The 17297-nt window shown below is 74.6% G+C and carries 14 protein-coding genes; 4 read left to right on the top strand and 10 right to left on the bottom strand.

The window, feature by feature from the left end:
* Window positions 1-206: 206 nt before the first annotated feature.
* Window positions 207-1562: a 4-aminobutyrate--2-oxoglutarate transaminase gene (gene gabT, locus ACIGG8_RS33365; protein ID WP_396552403.1), complete on the top strand. Its 1356-nt coding sequence runs from the start codon at window positions 207-209 to the stop codon at window positions 1560-1562.
* A gap of 516 nt (window positions 1563-2078) precedes the next feature.
* Window positions 2079-2735, top strand: a complete 657-nt coding sequence (locus ACIGG8_RS33360; RefSeq protein WP_396552402.1) for a phosphatase PAP2 family protein — start codon at window positions 2079-2081, stop codon at window positions 2733-2735.
* Here the strand turns inward: ACIGG8_RS33360 and ACIGG8_RS33355 are convergent.
* On the bottom strand, window positions 2708-3040 hold the full coding sequence (locus ACIGG8_RS33355; RefSeq protein WP_396552401.1) for a DUF2218 domain-containing protein: 333 nt from the start codon (window positions 3038-3040) through the stop codon (window positions 2708-2710). The genes ACIGG8_RS33360 and ACIGG8_RS33355 overlap by 28 nt on opposite strands.
* A gap of 168 nt (window positions 3041-3208) precedes the next feature.
* Here ACIGG8_RS33355 and ACIGG8_RS33350 point away from each other — a divergent pair, with 168 nt between their 5' ends.
* The gene (locus ACIGG8_RS33350) at window positions 3209-3799 is read left to right on the top strand and encodes a MarR family winged helix-turn-helix transcriptional regulator (protein ID WP_396552400.1); all 591 of its coding nucleotides are present in this window, start codon (window positions 3209-3211) and stop codon (window positions 3797-3799) included.
* Here the strand turns inward: ACIGG8_RS33350 and ACIGG8_RS33345 are convergent.
* Window positions 3690-4799, bottom strand: a complete 1110-nt coding sequence (locus ACIGG8_RS33345) for an EamA family transporter (protein ID WP_396552399.1) — start codon at window positions 4797-4799, stop codon at window positions 3690-3692. The two genes, ACIGG8_RS33350 and ACIGG8_RS33345, sit on opposite strands and share 110 nt — an antisense overlap.
* Before the next feature lie 73 nt (window positions 4800-4872).
* On the opposite strand from ACIGG8_RS33345, the gene ACIGG8_RS33340 reads away from it, so the two are divergent.
* Window positions 4873-5799 (top strand): LysR family transcriptional regulator, encoded by a 927-nt coding sequence (locus tag ACIGG8_RS33340; RefSeq protein ID WP_396552398.1) that lies wholly within the window; start codon window positions 4873-4875, stop codon window positions 5797-5799.
* Between the two features lie 63 nt (window positions 5800-5862).
* Here ACIGG8_RS33340 and ACIGG8_RS33335 read toward each other — a convergent pair whose 3' ends face one another.
* The 8 genes from ACIGG8_RS33335 to ACIGG8_RS33300 all read right to left on the bottom strand — a co-directional run bounded on the left by ACIGG8_RS33335 (window position 5863) and on the right by ACIGG8_RS33300 (window position 17062).
* A complete protein-coding gene (locus tag ACIGG8_RS33335) occupies window positions 5863-6630 on the bottom strand; it encodes a ZIP family metal transporter (protein WP_396552397.1) in 768 nt (255 codons plus the stop codon).
* Window positions 6631-6877: 247 nt separating this feature from the next.
* Window positions 6878-8644 (bottom strand): restriction endonuclease, encoded by a 1767-nt coding sequence (locus ACIGG8_RS33330; protein ID WP_396552396.1) that lies wholly within the window; start codon window positions 8642-8644, stop codon window positions 6878-6880.
* Between the two features lie 116 nt (window positions 8645-8760).
* Window positions 8761-10491: a hypothetical protein gene (locus ACIGG8_RS33325; RefSeq protein ID WP_396552395.1), complete on the bottom strand. Its 1731-nt coding sequence runs from the start codon at window positions 10489-10491 to the stop codon at window positions 8761-8763.
* 539 nt (window positions 10492-11030) lie between these two features.
* A complete protein-coding gene (locus tag ACIGG8_RS33320; protein ID WP_396552394.1) occupies window positions 11031-11687 on the bottom strand; it encodes a YigZ family protein in 657 nt (218 codons plus the stop codon).
* Between the two features lie 109 nt (window positions 11688-11796).
* Complete coding sequence (locus ACIGG8_RS33315) at window positions 11797-13086, bottom strand: DUF6986 family protein (RefSeq protein ID WP_396552393.1); 1290 nt, start codon at window positions 13084-13086, stop codon at window positions 11797-11799.
* A 111-nt stretch (window positions 13087-13197) separates the two neighbouring features.
* Window positions 13198-14817, bottom strand: coding sequence for a DUF2637 domain-containing protein (locus ACIGG8_RS33310; protein ID WP_396552392.1), 1620 nt, complete (start codon window positions 14815-14817; stop codon window positions 13198-13200).
* Between the two features lie 218 nt (window positions 14818-15035).
* Window positions 15036-15701, bottom strand: coding sequence for a response regulator transcription factor (locus ACIGG8_RS33305; protein WP_350525487.1), 666 nt, complete (start codon window positions 15699-15701; stop codon window positions 15036-15038).
* Window positions 15653-17062, bottom strand: coding sequence for a sensor histidine kinase (locus ACIGG8_RS33300; protein ID WP_396552391.1), 1410 nt, complete (start codon window positions 17060-17062; stop codon window positions 15653-15655). The genes ACIGG8_RS33305 and ACIGG8_RS33300 overlap by 49 nt, the downstream gene beginning before the upstream one ends.
* Between the last annotated feature and the right edge of the window lie 235 nt (window positions 17063-17297).

Below are 17297 nucleotides of genomic sequence, written 5' to 3'. Positions count from 1 at the left end.
GCCGTCGGTGCCGCCATACCCATGCCGCCGTACCGGCGACACGCCCGCGCTCAGGGTAGTGGAGCGGGGCCTGCGGGTAGTCGCGCAACCCGCGCTGGCCGCGCAGGACAAGTCGGACGGCTCACTGCTACCGAGTGGCGCATGCCTGGGCGGGGAGGGCGGCCGTAGCCTGCGAACCACCGAGCCGAGAAGTCTGGAGAAACCCCATGAGCGCCGCAACGCCGCTCCCGCAGGAGCGCTGTCTGGTCACCGCGATCCCCGGTCCGAAGTCGCAGGAGCTGCAGGCCCGCAAGCTGGGTGCGGTGGCGGCCGGCGTCGGCACCACCCTGCCGGTGTACGTGTCCCGTGCCAACGGCGGTGTGCTGGAGGACGTGGACGGCAACTCGCTGATCGACTTCGGCTCCGGCATCGCCGTGACCAACGTCGGCAACAGCGCCGAGGCCGTGGTGGCCAAGGCGAGCGAGCAGCTGGCCGCCTTCACGCACACCTGTTTCATGGTGACCCCGTACGAGGGTTACGTGGCCGTCGCCGAGCAGCTGAACGAGCTGACCCCGGGTGACCACGAGAAGCGCACCGCGCTGTTCAACTCGGGCGCCGAGGCGGTCGAGAACGCGGTGAAGATCGCCCGCGCCTACACCAAGCGCACCGCCGTCGTGGTGTTCGACCACGGCTACCACGGCCGTACGAACCTGACCATGGGTCTGACGGCGAAGAACATGCCGTACAAGCAGGGCTTCGGTCCGTTCGCCCCGGAGATCCACCGGGTGCCGGTGGCCTACCCCTACCGCTGGCTGACCGGTGCGGAGAACTGCGCCGCCGAGGCCGCCGCGCAGGCGATCGACATCATCAACAAGCAGATCGGCGCGGAGAACGTCGCCGCGATCATCATCGAGCCGATCCAGGGCGAGGGCGGCTTCATCGAGCCGGCCAAGGGCTTCCTGCCGGCGATCGTGGAGTACGCGAAGGCGAACGGCATCGTGTTCGTCGCGGACGAGATCCAGACCGGCTTCTGCCGCACCGGCCAGTGGTTCGCGTGTGACGACGAGGGCATCGTCCCGGACCTGATCACCACCGCCAAGGGCATCGCCGGCGGTCTGCCGCTGGCCGCCGTGACCGGTCGCGCCGAGATCATGGACGCTGCGCACGCCGGCGGCCTGGGTGGCACCTACGGTGGCAACCCGGTGGCCTGCGCGGCCGCCCTGGGCTCCATCGAGACGATGAAGGAGCTGGACCTCAACGGCAGGGCGCAGCGGATCGGCGAGGTCATGCTGGGCCGCCTGCGGGCGATGCAGGAGAAGTTCGACGTGATCGGCGAGGTCCGCGGCCGCGGCGCGATGATCGCCGTCGAGCTGGTGAAGCCGGGCTCGAAGGAGCCGAACCCGGAGGTCACCGCCGCGATCGCCAAGGCTTGCCACGCCGAGGGCCTGGTGGTCCTCACGGCCGGCACCTACGGCAACGTGCTGCGCTTCCTGCCGCCGCTGGTGATCCCGGAGCACCTGCTCACCGAGGGTCTGGACATCATCGAGGGCGCGTTCGCGCTCCAGGGTGTCACTGCCGCCTGATCGAGGCGCCACCTGCCCGCCGGAGGGATGTCCGGACAGCGCTGAACGGCCCGTGGGGACCTTTGGTCCGCACGGGCCGTTCGGTTGTGCGGGGAAGCCGTTCGCGGGCCCGACACGGCGGCCGGGCATGATCGACGGGGGACCCCGGAGGTTGCCCGGGGCGGGGTGAAGATGATGTGCGGAATCGCTGAAGGCACTCGGCGTGGAAGGGCTGTTGACGTAGTGTCATCGCAGATGGACAGCGAGCCTCAGCCATTGGCGGAGCCGTCCGCGGAGCCTCCCTCGGGGGTGGGTCCGCGCGCGCCCCGCGAGGACAACCAGGCCGCCCCGGGAGGGGTGGTGCATACCGAAGGCCGATCGACCGACCGTCCGACCCACACCCCCCGGGGCGCGCGGAACGGCGATCATCAGAGCCGCCCCGGAGCTCTCCCCCCTGCTCCGGGGCGGCTGTCCGCTGTCCCGGTCCGGCCGGGCCGGTGGTCCGCCGGCCCGGCCCGGGCGGCGCGGTCGTCGGCCGTGCCGGTGGTGGTGGCGGTGGTGCTGCTGGCGGTGTCCTGGCAGGTGGCGGTGGCCGGGCCGCTGCTCGGGCTGGACCGCTGGGTCCGCCGGGCCGTGCACACGGCTCGCCGCGATGCCCCGAGCGCACTGTTCGACCACCTCGGCCACGCCCTGTCGGATCTGGGCAGCAGCGTCCCGGCGATCCCGGCGCTGCTGCTGGCGGGCGGGTCGGCCGCGTGGTGGTGGCGCCGGTCCGGGGCCGGCCGCTGGTGGCTGCCGCTGCCGGTGGCGGCGCTGACGGCGGGGCTGATCCCGCTGCTGGTGGTCCCGGCGAAGGCGACCTTCGCCCGGCCGGGCCCGCTCGGGGATCCGCTGACACCGGAGCAGTGGGGCTGGTACCCGTCCGGGCACACGGCGACCGCGACGATCTCGTACGGGGTGGCGGCGCTGCTGCTGGCACGGGTGTCGGGGCCGCGCGCCGCCCGGGGGCTGGCGGCGGGCGCGGCTGTGCTGGCGCTCGGGGTGGGCGCGGGGCTGGTGTGGAGCGACTTCCACTGGCTGCTGGACGTGGTGGCCAGTTGGTGCCTGGCCGTCCTGGTGCTGTGGCCGCTCGACCGGTGGCTGCCCCGGCCGGAGGTCGGGGGGCGTCAGGCCTCGGGGTCCTCGTTGCGGTGAACCAGGCCGGCCTCGCCGTTGTCGCGGTGCCACTCGACGACGAGCTCGTCGCGGGCGCCGAAGCGGACGAGGTGGCGGCCGACGACGTCCTCCAGGCCGGGCAGGTTCTCGCGCTCGCCCTCGACGGTGAGCAGCAGCGCGTCGGGCTGCGCCTCCAGGGTGGCGGTGCCGGCGCCGAAGACCAGCGTGCCGCGGCCGGCCTCCTCGGAGTAGGCGGCCTCGATCTTGCGCCCCATGTGGGCGGCGAGCTGCTTGGCGTACCGGCCGGGGCGGTCGGTGGTGACGCGTGCGGTGGAAACGGGCATGGGCCCTCCAGGGTGATGGAGGGGACTTAGGGTCCCCTCAGTTGACGCCTACGCTAACGCAGATACTGAGCTAAGCTCAACATATTTCTCCGACCGTCGTCGGCCGACCCACCGGGAGCGCCGGACCGGTCGCTAGGCTTGGCCGGACACCAGCCGAGGAGACCGCCGATGACCACCACGCCGACCGACGACCCGGCGGACTCCTCCTCCGACCCCCGGCCCTGCTCCCCCGGCTCCCCCGAGTCCCCCGCGTTCGGCGGTTCCGCCGACTCCCCCGCCTCCGCCGCCGAACTGGCCGACGCGATGACCAGGGCGATCAAGCGGATCCGCCGCCAGACCGGCTGGCGACTGGAGCCGTACGGCATCACCCCCGGCCAGGCCCGGGCGCTGCGCACCCTCGCCCACGTGCCGGGCTGCGAGACGCCGGACCGCGCGATGCGGCTGAGCGACCTCGCCGACAAGCTGCACATCGCCCCGCGCTCGGCCACCACCGTGGTCGACGCGCTGGAGGAGGCCGGCCTGGTCGAGCGCAGCCCCGACCCGGCCGACCGGCGGGCCGTGCGGATCCTGCTGACCGAGGCCGGTCGCGCCGCGGTGGAGCGGATCGGACAGGTCCGCGACGAGGTGGCCCAGGAGTACTTCGGCGAGGTCAGCCCCGCCGACGAGGAGGTGCTGCTGCGAGTGCTGCGCTCCGCCGAGGCCCGGTTCCTCGCAGCCGGGCCGCCACGGCGCTCGGCACCCCCGGACGCAGCGCGGTGATCCCGATCCCGGCGATCACCAGCAGCGCGGCCGCAGCGGCCGCCGGAGTGACCCGCTCGCCGAGCAGCAGCCAGGCCGAGGACATCCCGAACACCGGCACCAGCAGCGAGTAGGGCGCGACGGCCGTGGCGTCGTAGGTGCGCAGCAGGAAGCTCCAGGCGACGAAGCCCAGCAGGGTGGAGACGAGCCCGACGTAGCCGATCGCGCCGAGCCCGGCGGGGGTGATGTCGCGCAGCGCGCGCAGGTCCGCCCCGGGGCCCTCGACCAGCAGGGACAGGCCCAGCAGCGGCAGCGGCGGGACGGCGCTGACCCAGACCATCCAGCGCAGCGCGTCCGGCGGCGCCGCCTTGCGGGTCAGCACGTTGGCCAGGCCCCAGGCGACGGCGGCCAGGACGACCAGCACGAAGGCGCCCAGCGGGCCTCCGGCGCCCTGGTCGTACGCGCTCAGCGCGATGCCCGCGAAGGCGACGGCCAGGCCCAGCAGCCGCTGCCCGCCGGCGCGTTCGCGCAGCAGCACCGCGGCGAACAGCGCGGTGAAACCGGCCTGCCCCTGGAGCACCAGGGAGGAGAGGCCGGCCGGCATCCCGGCGTGCATGCCGAGGAAGAGCAGCCCGAACTTGACCACGCCGAGGACCACGCCGACCGCCACCACCCAGCGCCAGGCCACCTTGGGCGGCCCGACGAAGAAGACCGCCGGCACGGCGACGACGGCGAACCGCAGGGCACAGAAGAGCAGCGGCGGGAAGTTGTCCAGTCCGACGTGGATGAGGACGAAGTTGAGGCCCCAGACGGCGGCCACCAGGACGGCCAGGGCGATGTGGGGCGCGCGCATGCCCCTGCCGCCCGTCGCCGTACCGCTCGTGCTCGGGTTCGGGTTCGTGGTCGTGTTGGTGTTCGCGCTCATGGTCGTGCTCGTGGTGCCGATGGCGCCGGTGCTGCCGGTGCTGCCGGCGCTGGCGGTGCTGCCGGTGCCGCGCGCGGCGGCGGGTGTCGCGGTCATGGGTCGAGCATGGCGGCGCGGAACCGTGTAGCACCAGCGATGAATACTGAAGGAGACACTTTAGAATCGCTGCATGATGGACCTGGGGCGCCTGCGGGCGCTGCACGCGGTGGCGGTGCACGGCTCGGTCGGCGGGGCGGCGGCCGCGCTCGGCTTCACGCCCTCGGCGGTCTCGCAGCAGATCGCCAAGCTGGAACGGGAGACCCGGACGGTGCTGCTGGAGCGGCAGGGCCGGGGCGTGGTGCTGACCGACGCGGCGCGCGAGCTGGCCGGCACCGCGCAGACCGTGCTGGGGCTGGTGGAGCAGGCCGAGGTGCGGCTGGAGGAGCAGCGCGGCCAGGCGGTCGGGCGGCTGCTGGTGGCCGCGTTCGCGTCCGGGGCGCGCGGGCTGATGCCCGGGGTGCTGGCCGATCTGCGGCGGCGTTGCCCGGAGCTGGACGTACGGCTGCTGGAGCGCGATCCGTACCCGGCGGCCGATCTGGTGGCCCGGGGCGAGGTCGACCTGGCGCTGGTCCAGGACTGGCCGACCGTGCCGCTCCCGGTGCAGGACGGGGTCTCCCGGATGGAGCTCGGGACGGACCCGGTGGACCTGCTGCTGCCCGCCGACGACGAGCTGGCCGCGCTCGACCCCGTACCGGTGCAGCGGCTGTGCGGGCAGCGCTGGATCAGCGTGCCGCCGGGCAACATCTGCCACGACTGGCTGGTCCGCACCCTGCGCGAGGTCGGGGAGGAGCCGGACGTGCGCTACCAGGTCGGCGAGTTCGAGACGCAGATCGCGCTGGTCGCGGCCGGCCTCGGGATGGGCCTGGTGCCGAAGCTCGGGCGGGGGCCGCTGCCGCCCGGGGTGGCGGCCCGCCGGGTGACGCCGGAGCCGAGCCGGCGGGTCTTCGCGCTCTGGCGATCCGGAGCGTCCCGGCGGCCGGCCATCACCGAGGCGCTGGCCGCGATGCGGGAGGGGTGGGAGCGGCTGCAGTCCTCGGGGGGTGCGGAAGTCCGCTGACCCCGGACGGCCGGGTCACCCGGCCTCCCTGCTGCCTCGGCGGCCTCGGCGGCCTCGGCGGCCTCACTTGGCGAGGCCGATCACCAGCCACATGAAGCCGACCCCGGCGAGGGTGCACAGCAGGGTGCTGCGGGAGGGGTGCGGGCTGTGCGCCTCGGGGAGGATGTCGGAGGTCGCCAGGTAGAGCAGGAAGCCGGAGAAGAAGCCCAGGTAGAGGCCGAGCAGGTGCTCCGGGATGGTGAACGCCAGGGTGATCGCGGCGCCGGACACCGGGGCGATCGCGTCGGCCGCGAGCAGCGTCAACGCCCGACGCCGGTTGTTCCCGTACAGCCGGGTGATCGTATAGGTGTTGAAGCCGTCGGCGAAGTCGTGGGCGACCACCGCGATGGCCACCACGGTGCCGACCGTGGTGCCGGCCTGGAAGGCGGCGCCGATCGCGAAGCCGTCCATCACGCTGTGGCCGACCAGCGCCAGGGCGGCCGTCAGCCCGACGCCCTGGTGCCCGGCGCCGTGGGCGTGCCCGTGGTGGTGGCCGCCGTGGGTGTGCTCGGCGTACTCGCCCTCGTGGCCGCGGTGGATGGCCACCGCGCGCTCGACGACGTGGATGGTGAGGAAGCCGGCCGCGAACATCAGCAGTGCCTGCGGGACGCCGTGCACCTCGCCCGGCGCCTGGTCGATCGCCTCGGGCAGCAGGTCGAAGGCGACCACGCCGAGCATCAGTCCGGCCGCGAAGCCGAGCACCAGGTGGCGGCGGTCGCCGGTGCGCTGGGCGACGAAGCCGCCGATCAGGGTCATCAGGAACGCCCCCGCGGCGACCAGGACGGCGGTCATCGGGCCGCCTCCGTCGCAGGTGCGGCCGGGTGGCCGGTGCCGTCGTGTGGTCTGCCGAGCGCTCTGCCCATTCCTCTCCCCCTGGGGTCCGCCCGTCGCCGGGCCGACCGCCGACCGTACCGGACGGCCGTTCGACGGCTGTCGACCGGGGTGCCGGGCGGGGCCGGGGCCCGTTCCCCAGCCTCGGTCCGGACGTGACGGGGCGCCCGCCGGACGGACTGTCGGGGTGATGCCGCTGGTGGGAGGGTCAGCGGCCGACGGCGAGCGGCAGACCGAGGTGGGTGCGGGCGAGCTCGCGGACGCCGTCGCCGTCGACCAGGTGGATGTGGCGGTGGCCGTCCTCCGCGGCGAGGTCCAGGGCCTCGTCGCTGAAGCCGCCGGTGGTCAATCGCAGGCCGCGCTCGGCGGACTCCTCGTCGACCGCCTCGGCCAGCGTGACGAGCTCCTCCGCGGCGACCGGCTCCAGGCCCCGGGAGGCCCAGACCACCCAGCGGCCGGGCAGTGCGCTGCCGGGTGCGCCCTCCCCGGTGGCGACCAGCCCGGCCGGGCCGCGCAGCCGGACGCTCCACTGGGCGATCCCGCCCCGGGTGAGCAGGTCGCGCACCAGCTGGGCGAACTCGTTGGCGGACAGGTCGGACGCGGCCGGCACGGTGGCCCCGGCCCGGGCGGCCGGCCGGACACCCGCCCGGTCGTACGGGTCCGGGGTGACGGCCGCACCGAGCTGTCGCAGCCGGACGAGGGCCTCGTCCTGCTCGGCGTCGGCGTAGACGCCCTCGTCGTCGCGCTCCTCGTACGGGGTCTCCGGCGGCAGCAGCCGGGTGCGGGCCAGCGCGTCGCGGTCGGCGTCCACGCTGACCAGGCAGAGCGGTTCGGCCGCGCCGGGCTCGCGCAGCCAGCCGTTGAGGACGACGCCGGCGAGTATCTCGTCGGTGTCCACCGCGTCGGCGGCCTGCAGGGCGCGCAGGGCGAGCCGGGCGACCAGCCGCAGGTAGTCGGTGGCCCGGTCGGCCGGCGGGCGCGGCACCGGGACGATGTCGCCGTCCGGGGCGAGCCGGTAGCCGGCGAGCGAGGGCACCAGGTCGAGCGGCGGCAGATCGAGGTCCAGCACCGCCGTGCGGGTGAGCGGACGGAACACCGCCCGGCAGGCGGCGGGCAGGTCCTGGGTCGCGGTCTCGGCCGCGGCCAGCGCCCGCTCCAGCAGTGACTCCACGGCGGCGGGCTCGGCCAGCCGGTAGGCCCGTCGGCACTCCTCCAGGCTCTCGTTGTACTCGCGCACCGCGCGGGCGCGGGCCTCCTCGGCCGCCTCGTGGGCACGGCGGGACTCGTCCGCGGCCGGACTGCCGGCCTCGGCCCGGCGGGTGCGCCACTCCCGCAGGGCGCGCTGGTGGGCGAGCCTGGCCCCGGCGAGTTCGCGCTGGTAGCCGGAGTCGAGCAGTCGGCGGGACGGGTCGGCCGAGGCCGGCTCGGCGGGTGCGAAGTCCTCCCAGCGGGGCTCCGGCACGTCGGCGGTGCCCGGGCCGTCGGCCGGGTAGGGCCGGGGCTCGTAGTGGCGCAGCTGGCTCTCGAAGTCCATGGCCGAGACGGGCAGCGCGGCCCGCCGCAGCAGGTCGGTGAGCCGGTCGTGCTCGGCCTGGACGGTGACCGTGCGGTGGTGGGTCAGGGCGGCGGCCCGGGCGTGCGACGCGACGGCCTCGTCCGGGTCGGCCGGGCCGGGGGCACCGGCGCCCGGCTCGGCCGCGTCCGGCTCACCCGCGTCGGGCGCGGCCGGGCCGGGATCGACGGCGCGCGGGCGGGCCCCGCCCCGGCCTGCGCCCCCGGCGGGGCCCGGGACGGACGGGCCGTCACCGACCGGACCGTCACCGGCCGGGCCCCCGCCGGGACGGCCGGTGGCGTCGGCGTCCGACTCCGCGGCCTCGTCGACGCCGAGGTCGCGGAAGACCGAGGCGAGGAAGCCCGGCTGGGGGACCCGGACGGTGGTGCTGCCGTCGGACCGGCCGTCTGCTGAGTGCTGCATCGGTCGTCGTTCCCCCATGCTCGTCCGGCGCCTGCCCGGGGGCGGTCGGCGAGCCTGCGGACCCACCCCCTGCCGGACATTGTCCACCGAACGGGCGCGACGGTCAGCCAAGCCCGTCAGTTGGTCCGGGTGTTGGTCAGGTGCAGACCGATGTAACCGACGTAGATCCGGCCACTGCCGGAACAGTCGTCCAGGTAGTGCAGCCGGGGCGCGGTCCGACCGCCGCCGATCCGCAGGTGCGCGCCCATGAACGCACGCCGGGAGGCGTCGACGCATTCCGGCACCGGCAGCATCCGCTCGCGTTTCCACTTGGTGTGGCTGAACACCGTCCTGGACTCCCCGCGCACGGCCTTGCGCGGCGGGAAGCGGTGGCAGCCCTCCGGTGTGTGCTCGCACCACTGCTTGAAGTCGCCGCCGGCCCTGCCGCACACGGCCGCCTCGGCGTACTCCTGAAGGGCGGTCAGACCATCCCAGGCGAGCCGGGCCCAGCCGGCACCGACGCGCTGGAGCTCGTCCAGGGCGAGCGCGCTCTTCTGGTCCCCGGTGAACGTCAGCAGCGTGAACTCGCCCATCCTGGACATGAGTTCGGTGAAACTCTCGGGCTTGCCGCAGGGGTCGGCGGGCTGGGCGGCGAAGCGCGGACCGAGTGCCGGGCCGGCGCCCGGGGTGGTGCAGTGGCGGCCGGTCAGGGCGCGGGGGCCGGACCGGAGACGACCCTCGTGGGCGTCCCGGCCGTCCCGGGCGTCCCGGGTGTCGTGGCAGTCGCGGCGCTCCAGGCGCAAGCTGTGCCGGACCCGCTCCAGTTCGTCGGCCCTGGCCTGCTGCTCGGCGCGGTCCTGCTGCTCCTCATGGGCGAGGGCGGCCAGTTCGGCCCGGACGACGGCCCCGTCGGCACCCGGGTGCGCGGCACTCCGATGCACGACGGTCGAGTCGGCGGCCCGCCCGGAGGCCGGGCGGAGCTGCGGCGGCGGGACGCGCAGCACCGGAACGGCCGCCAGCGGTACCGGCAGCGGCTGGTCGGCGGCGAGGCGGCGCGGTTCGCGGGCGAGCAGCCCGGCGGCGCGCCGCAGGTCCTGTTCTATTCGACCCCGGGCGAGCACCGGGTGTCGCGCGCCGTCCTGCCGGGAGGCCGGGTCCACCTCGGGCAGGTAGGTGCGCACTGCCCCGCCGTACACCGAGTGGTACTCCAGCGCGACGTTGAATCCCGTGCGGGCGCCGGGATCCAGGACGTAGGCGGTGGCGAGGCCGGGCAGCTGGTGACAGAGCGGGCCGACCACGTCCGCCACCCAGTGGTCGACCGGGAGGTTCACCGGGACGCTGGCGACCACGGTGGGCAGCCGGCGTTCCGGGTCGCACAGCTCGTCGATCAGGGCGTCGACCTCGGCGGCCGTGATCACCCGGGGCGCGGTGTGGACGGCGGCCGGGCCGTCGGCGGCGTCGAGCAGCGGCAGCAGCGAGCGGGCCAGCTCGGGCACCGGCACCCGGCAGGGGGTGCGTACGCCGCTGCCGGTGCTGTGCGTCTCGGCCTCCAGCCGGACCCAGGTGGAGCCGTCGGCGCCGGTGGCCACGGTGAGCGTGAGCTGCTGGGTGCCGTGCGCGGCCGGGGTGCGCAGGCGGCGGCGGTCGTAGCGGCCGGCGCCCGGGCCGCCGCGCAGCGGGCCGTGGTCGCGGTCGAGCAGGACGCGCTCGCCCAGGCGGAGGCGTTCGGCGAGGCCCGGCGGCTCGGGGGGCGGTGCATCGGACGCCGGCGGGGGCTCGTCGCAGCCCTCCTGCTTCAGCCAGGAGGCGAGCTGTTGGTCGGCCAGAGAAACCGCCTCGGCGTGCGGGAGCGCCGTGGTGACGGTCATCCGGTAGGGCGTCGCGGGACCGCGGGGGCCGGGGAGGTCGGAACCGGCGTGCGAGCGGGCGCGGTTCGAGGTCGGGCGGGTCGGGGTCGAACGGTCTGAAGTCCAACGGTCTGAGGTCATGCGCATACCTCCGTGGTGCGGGGTGGGGTCCTGTGTCCTCCATCGATGGGTTTCGTCCGGTTCCGCCGGATCCTTGCCCAGGAAACGCCATGGCCCGGAGCGGAAGTTCCAACTCCGGGCCACGACCCTACGTTCGAGTGAATCTGTTCAAGCCGTCTTCCGCGTGGCGCAGGGCCTGGGCTACCGGACGCCGCCCGCGGAGGGTGCGCGGGGTGCCGCGCCGCACGGGCTCCCGCCCGGACGCCCGGACCCCGCTCGGGCCCCGTCGTGCCCCGCTGAGCTGCGGTTCCCGGCGGGCGCCGGGACGGGACGGCCGACGGGCAGCCCGCCGGGGCCGCGTGGTTCGCGACCGGTACCACGGGTTCGGCCCCGGGGCCGCGCCCGATGCGCACGCGGACCGGCGCCGCCGCGCCGGGTGCTCAGACCGGGACCTCGACGTAGGTGCGTCCGGCCGGGACGGCCGCAGCGGTGCCCCCGGTCGCCTCGGCCAGCCAGGTGTGGAAGGCCGCCACCCCGGGCTCCGGCACGCCCACCTCGATCCGTACCCCCGACGCCTCGTAGGCCAGGTCGTTCACCGCGTACCCGGCCGCCCGCAGGTCGTTCTCCAGCCGCCCGGCCCGGACGTGGTCCACCGTCACCGCGAGCAGCGCGACCGGCCGGCGCTCCAGCAGGCCGATCCCGTCCACCGCCTCGGACACCGCGTTGCCGTACGCCCGCACCAGGCCGCCCGCCCCGAGCTTGATCCCGCCGAAGTACCTGGTGACCACGGCGACCGTGTCGGTCAGGCCGCGTCGGCGGAGCACCTCCAGCATCGGTACCCCGGCCGTGCCGCCGGGCTCGCCGTCGTCGCTGGAGCGCTCGCGGCGCTGCTCGTCGCCGACCACGAAGGCGGTGCAGTTGTGCCGGGCGTCCCAGTACTGCTTGCGGATGCCGGCGATGAAGGCCTGCGCCTCCTCCTCGTCGGTGACCCGGGCGAGGTGGCAGATGAACCGGGACTTCTTGATCTCGGTCTCGTGGCTGCCGGCCCGCCGGATGGTGAGGTACGGCCTGGCGGTGGGCTCCGGCGTGGCGGACATGGCGCGGTGCTTCTCCCGGGAACGGCGACGGCTGGCGGCGCACCCCGGTCGCCGGGGCGGCACCGCCAGCCTAGTTGGCGCACCGGCCGGTGGACCGGCGGCCGCGAGGTCAGCGGCCGGCGAGGGTGTTCAGCCGCTCGCGGTCCAGCCCGGTCAGCGCGGTGACCTCGGCGAGGTCGACGGCGCCGCAGTCCAGGCCGCGCAGCAGGTAGCCGCTGAGCGCGCGGGCGGTGGCCGGCTCGTCCATCACGTCGCCGCCCGCCTTGGCGACGTACGCGGACAGCCGGGCCGCGGCGGCGGCCAGGCCCTCGCGGTAGAAGGAGTACACGGCGACGTAACGGGTCGGCAGGTGCGCCGGGTGCATGTCCCAGCCCTGGTAGTAGGCGCGCGCCAGCGACCGGCGGACCAGGTCGTGGTGGAGCTTCCAGGCGGCGTGCACCTGCTCGGTGGAGCCGGTCGGGATGACGTTGGTCGAGCCGTCGGAGAGCCGGACGCCGGTGCCGGCCGCAGCCACCTGCATGACCGCCTTCGCGTGGTCGGCGACCGGGTGGTCCATGCTCTGGTGGGCGGCGCTGACCCCGCAGGCCGCGCTGTAGTCGAACGTGCCGTAGTGCAGACCGGTGGCCCGCCCCTCGGCGGCCTCGATCATGAGGGCGACGGTGGCCCGGCCGTCCGGGCCGAGGATGGCCTGCGTGGTCTCGATCTGGATCTCGAAGCCGATGCGGCCGACAGGCAGCCCGGCCCGGCGCTCGAAGTCCTCCAGCAGGCGGACCAGTGCGGTGACCTGCTCGGCGTAGGTCACCTTGGGCAGGGTCAGGACCAGGCCCTCCGGCAGGCCGCCTTCCGCGAGCAGGGTGGCCAGGAACCGCTCCAGGGTGCGGATGCCGCGGGCGCGGACCGGCCCTTCCATGCACTTGATCCGGATGCCGATGTACGGCGGGGCGTCGCCCCCGGCCACGGCCGCGGCGACCAGTCCGGCGGCCCGGACGGCGGCCGCGTCCTCCTCCGCGTCGGGGCGTGGGCCGTAGCCGTCCTCGAAGTCGATCCGCAGGTCCTCGATCGGCTCGCGCTCCAGCTTGGCGCGGACCCGGGCGTGCACGTCGGCGAGCAGGGCGTCGTCGGCGACGCCGAGGGCGCGGGCCAGCTCGGCGGGGGTGCCGGCGTGGGCGTCGAAGGCCGCCAGCGCCTGGCGGCCCCACTCCCGTACGGTGTCGGCGGCGAAGGCGTCGGCCGGGACGTAGACGGTGTGCACCGGCTGCCTGGTCCCGGAGTCGCCCGGGTAGCGGCGCGCCAGGTCGGCGTCGACCGGCGCGAGCAGCGCCTCCACGGCGGCCAGGGCGGCAGCAGAGAAGGAAGCCCCGCCCGTCGGCCCGTTTCCGTCCACCTCGACCTGCGACATCCGCACTCCTCCATGCCGAACCAGCTCTTCAACAATTTGTTGAGGCGAAGGTAGCTGCGGTGGGGACGGCCGTCAATGGCCGACCGAGCGCCGGACGGTGGACCGCTGCGGTCAGTCCCTCCCGGCGGCGGCGTAACGGTCGCGCAGCGCCGGGAAGAGCTCGGCGACCTCCTTCGGGTGGACCGAGCCGTCGGGGCCCTTGCCCGTGACGCCGTACTCCCTGGTCAGCCAGTCGGCGAGGCGCTGCGGGTCGGGCTGGTGGCCGTGGTTGTCCATGTACGAGACGAGGGCCTCGTAGGCGAGGTCCGGGTCGAGCCGCGAGGCCGCCGGGCGGGTTTCGGCGTGCTCGGCTTGGGCGGGCTCCTCGGCCGGAACCGGCTGCTCGGCCTGGGCGGACTGCCCGGACGAAGCGGGCTGCCCCGGCTGCTGCGGCGCCTGGGCCTGCTGCGCGACCGGCTGCTCGGGCTGCTGCGGGGCGGCCGGCCGCTGGGCCTGCGGCCGGGGCCCGGACCCGGCGGGCGCCGGGACGGAGGCGGGGCCGGGGGCAGGAGCGGCGGCCGCAACGGGCTCGTCGGCGACCGGGCGCGGAGGCTTGAACCAGGGCGAGGCCTGGCCGGGAACCCGCCCGCCCGGACCGGCGTCGGCCGGGTGACCGGTGGTGCGGACCGGTCGCTCGGTCCAGACGTTCAGCTCCTCGCGGTGCGGCTCCGGGACGGCGTCCCCCGCCGCCTCCGGCTCCTGCGCGGCGCGCAACCGGACGGCCGCCAGCTTCGCCAGCATGGGCGCGGCCACCTCGGCGGGCATCGGTGCGACGGCCGCCGGGGCGTCGGCCTGGGCCGCCGCGGACTGCGGCTGGGCCTGCGGCTCCAGCGGGGCCTGCTGCGGGCGGGCGGCCTGCGGGGCCTGCGTGGTCTGCTGCGGGTGCTGGAGCTGCTGCGGTGCGCCGGCCGGGGCCGCGGCCGCCGGGGCGATGGCCGTGGCCCTGGCCCCCTGGGGAGCCGGCTCGCGCGACTCCTGACCAGCCGGCACCTCGGCGGCCTCGCGCTCGCGGGCCTCGTCGTCCAGCCGGTCGAGCAGCCCCGGGTCCAGCGGAACGCCGAACTTGGCGAGCTTGAGCGGCAGCAGCGCCTGGATCGGCGCCGAGCGGCGCCAGCCGCGGCCGTAGCGGAAGCGCAGCTGCGCCCGGTAGACCAGACGGTTCTGTTCCAGTCGGATGACCTCGTCGTAGGAGCGGAGCTCCCAGAGCTTCATCCGACGCCAGAGCCGGAAGGTCGGCACCGGGGACAGGAGCCAGCGCATCACCCGGACCGATTCCATGTGGCGGTCCGCCGTGATCGCCGCGATCCGGCCGACCGCGTGACGGGAGGCCTCCACCACGACGACGAAGAGCACCGGGATGACGGCGTGCATGCCCATGCCGAGCGGGTCGCCCCAGGAGGCGGCCGCGTTGAAGGCGATGGTGGCGACGGTCAGCAGCCAGGCGGTCTGCCGGAGCATCGGGAAGGGGATCCGCAGCCAGGTCAGCACCAGGTCGAGCGCGAGGAGCACCACGATGCCCGCGTCGACGCCGATCGGGAAGGCGTAGGAGAAGGCGCCGAAACCTTTCTCCAGGGCCAGCTCGCGCACCGCGTTGTACGAGCCCGCGAATCCGATGCCCGAGATGATGCAGGCACCGGCCGCGACCAGGCCGAGTAGGCCTCGGTGGGCTTTGGTGAGCGTTGGGCGTGCCATTACGTCTATCAACCCCTGGATGTCGGCTGCGGCCGTACGCTGCCTCGACTGTCGGGTCCCGCTGGTCGGGCCGCCGGATGGCTGAAAGCCACCGGGCTCGGCCAACCGGAGTTTACTCGTACACCTGTTTAAGCGTTCCCGCAGCCTGGGGTGTCACGGTCCACGGCACGCCGGCGGCCGTGGACGGTCCGGCCCGCAACTGGGGACCGGCCGGACCGTCAGCGGCTCTGCCCCGCCGTACCGTTGAGGTACGTCAGCACGGCCAGCACCCGACGGTTGGCGTCCTCGGCCGGGGCCAGTTCGAGTTTGGTGAAGATGTTGGCGATGTGCTTGGCCACCGCGCCGTCGCTCACCGAAAGACGGGCGGCGATCGCCGAGTTGGAACAGCCCTCGGCCATCAGCTCCAGCACCTCGCGCTCGCGCGGGGACAACCGCAGCAGCGGGCCCGGCCGGCGCGAGGTGGTCTGCATCAGCTTGGCGATCACGTCCGGGTCCATCGCCGTCCCGCCCGCCGCCACCCGGCGGACCGCGTCGATGAACTGCCCCGCGTTGAACACCCGGTCCTTCAGCAGGTACCCGATCCCGCCGGTGCCGTCCGCCAGCAACTCCCGCGCGTACAGCTGCTGGACGTGCTGCGAGAGGACCAGGACGGGCAGGCCCTGGATCTTCTGGCGGGCCTTGAGCGCGGCCTGCAACCCCTCGTCGGTGAGCGTCGGCGGCAGCCGGACGTCGACCACGGCCACGTCCGGGCGGTGGGTGAGCAGCGCCTCCAGCAGCTCGGGCCCGGTCTCCACCGCCGCGACCACGGTGAACCCGTGGGCCTCCAGCAGCCTGATCAGGCCTTCGCGAAGGAGGTAGAGGTCCTCGGCGAGGACAACTCGCACGGCAACTCCAAGGTGATGGTGGTGGGACCGCCCGACGTGCTGTCGATGGCGAGGACACCGTCGAAGGTACCCAATCGCTTCTCGATCCCGCGCAGTCCCGTCCCCCGCGAGGGATCGGCCACGCCCACGCCGTCGTCCGTCACCGTGACCCGCAGGAAGCCGGCGCGGTACAGGATGTCCACCCACACCTGTTCGGCGCCGGAGTGCTTGGCCGCGTTCGCCATCAGCTCGCAGATGCTGAAGTACACTGCGGCCTCCACCGGGGCCGCCGGCCGGTCCGGCAGACTCACGCACACCTCCGTCGGCAGCGAGCTGTCCAGCGCCAGGGCGCGGACGGCATCGCCCAGGCCCCGCTCGGCGAGCACCGGCGGGTGGATGCCGCGCACCAGGTCCCGCAGCTCCTGCAGGGCCCGGGCCGAGGACTGCCGGGCCTCGGCGAGGAGCTCCCGGGCCGCCGTCTGATCGGTGTCCATGAGGTGTTCGATGGTCCCCAGCGTCATCCCGATCGCGACCAGCCGCGCCTGCGCGCCGTCGTGCAGGTCCCGTTCGATCCGCCGCAGCTCGGCCGCCTGGTTGCCCGCCGCGTCCGCCCGCGTCTCGGTCAACTCGGCCACCCGCCTGGTCAGCTGGGCGTGCGTCGCCCGGCCGTCCCGGTCCAGCACCCGGCGGGCCGCCTCCGCGTACGCACGCACCGCGAACGGTGCCACGAGTATCCCGACGACGATCATGGCGGCCCCGAGCCCGCCGCTCAGCAGGATCGACACCGAGCGCGCGCTCAGCGGCCCGAACCCGGCCGACGGAACCGGCCCCGCCAGGGTGTAGGCCGCCCCCACCACGAGCAGGGCGGCCACCGGCCCGGCCAGGGCCAGGGCCAGGAACGGGTTCACGGCGAGCCAGGTCAACTCACCGCGGGTGGTGCTGTCCCGCAGGCCCCAGTGGACCAGCTGTGCGTACTTCGCCACCGTCTGCGAGCGGTGGTACGAGTACCCCGTCCACCAGTGCCCGCGGTCGTCCAGCTCCAGCCCCGGCATCGCTCCGTAGACCGCAGGAAGGCGGATCCCGAACCAGCGCTCCAGCAGTCCCCGCGTACGGTTCGCGGTGCGGCGGATGTTGTTGGCGGCCACGACGGCCCCGACGGCCACTCCCACCAGGAGGGCGAAGAAGACCTGGAGGTCGTAGGCCTCCAACAACTGGGACGTCACCACGCCCGCGATGATCGCGGCGCCCAGCGGCAGCACCGTCCCGGGCACCGCGGCGAGCACCACCACCGCAAGCCGGGCCAGCCCCTCACCGCCGGCCACGAAGGCCGTCCGGGCCTGAGCACGTACGGACGTGCCGCTCGTACGACTCGCTGTTGTCACGGGAAGCTCCTGATGCCGGTACCGATCGTCCTCCCTCAGTGTTCACGAACCGCCCGCCACCCACACTGGCCGTGGTACCCCAATCCCGAGGTGGACCTAGGACCACCTGCACGGTTGAAGCAACACCAGATCATCGGATTTCCGGGAAAGCACGCCGGGAGAAAGTCCCGGGAAACGCGAAGAACCCCCATCCGGAAACCGGATGGGGGTTCTTCAGCAATGATTGTTCGGCGGC

The organism is Kitasatospora sp. NPDC085464, from assembly GCF_044541955.1.
Taxonomy (GTDB): Bacteria; Actinomycetota; Actinomycetes; order Streptomycetales; family Streptomycetaceae; genus Kitasatospora.
This window is presented reverse-complemented; position numbering and strand designations above follow the sequence as displayed.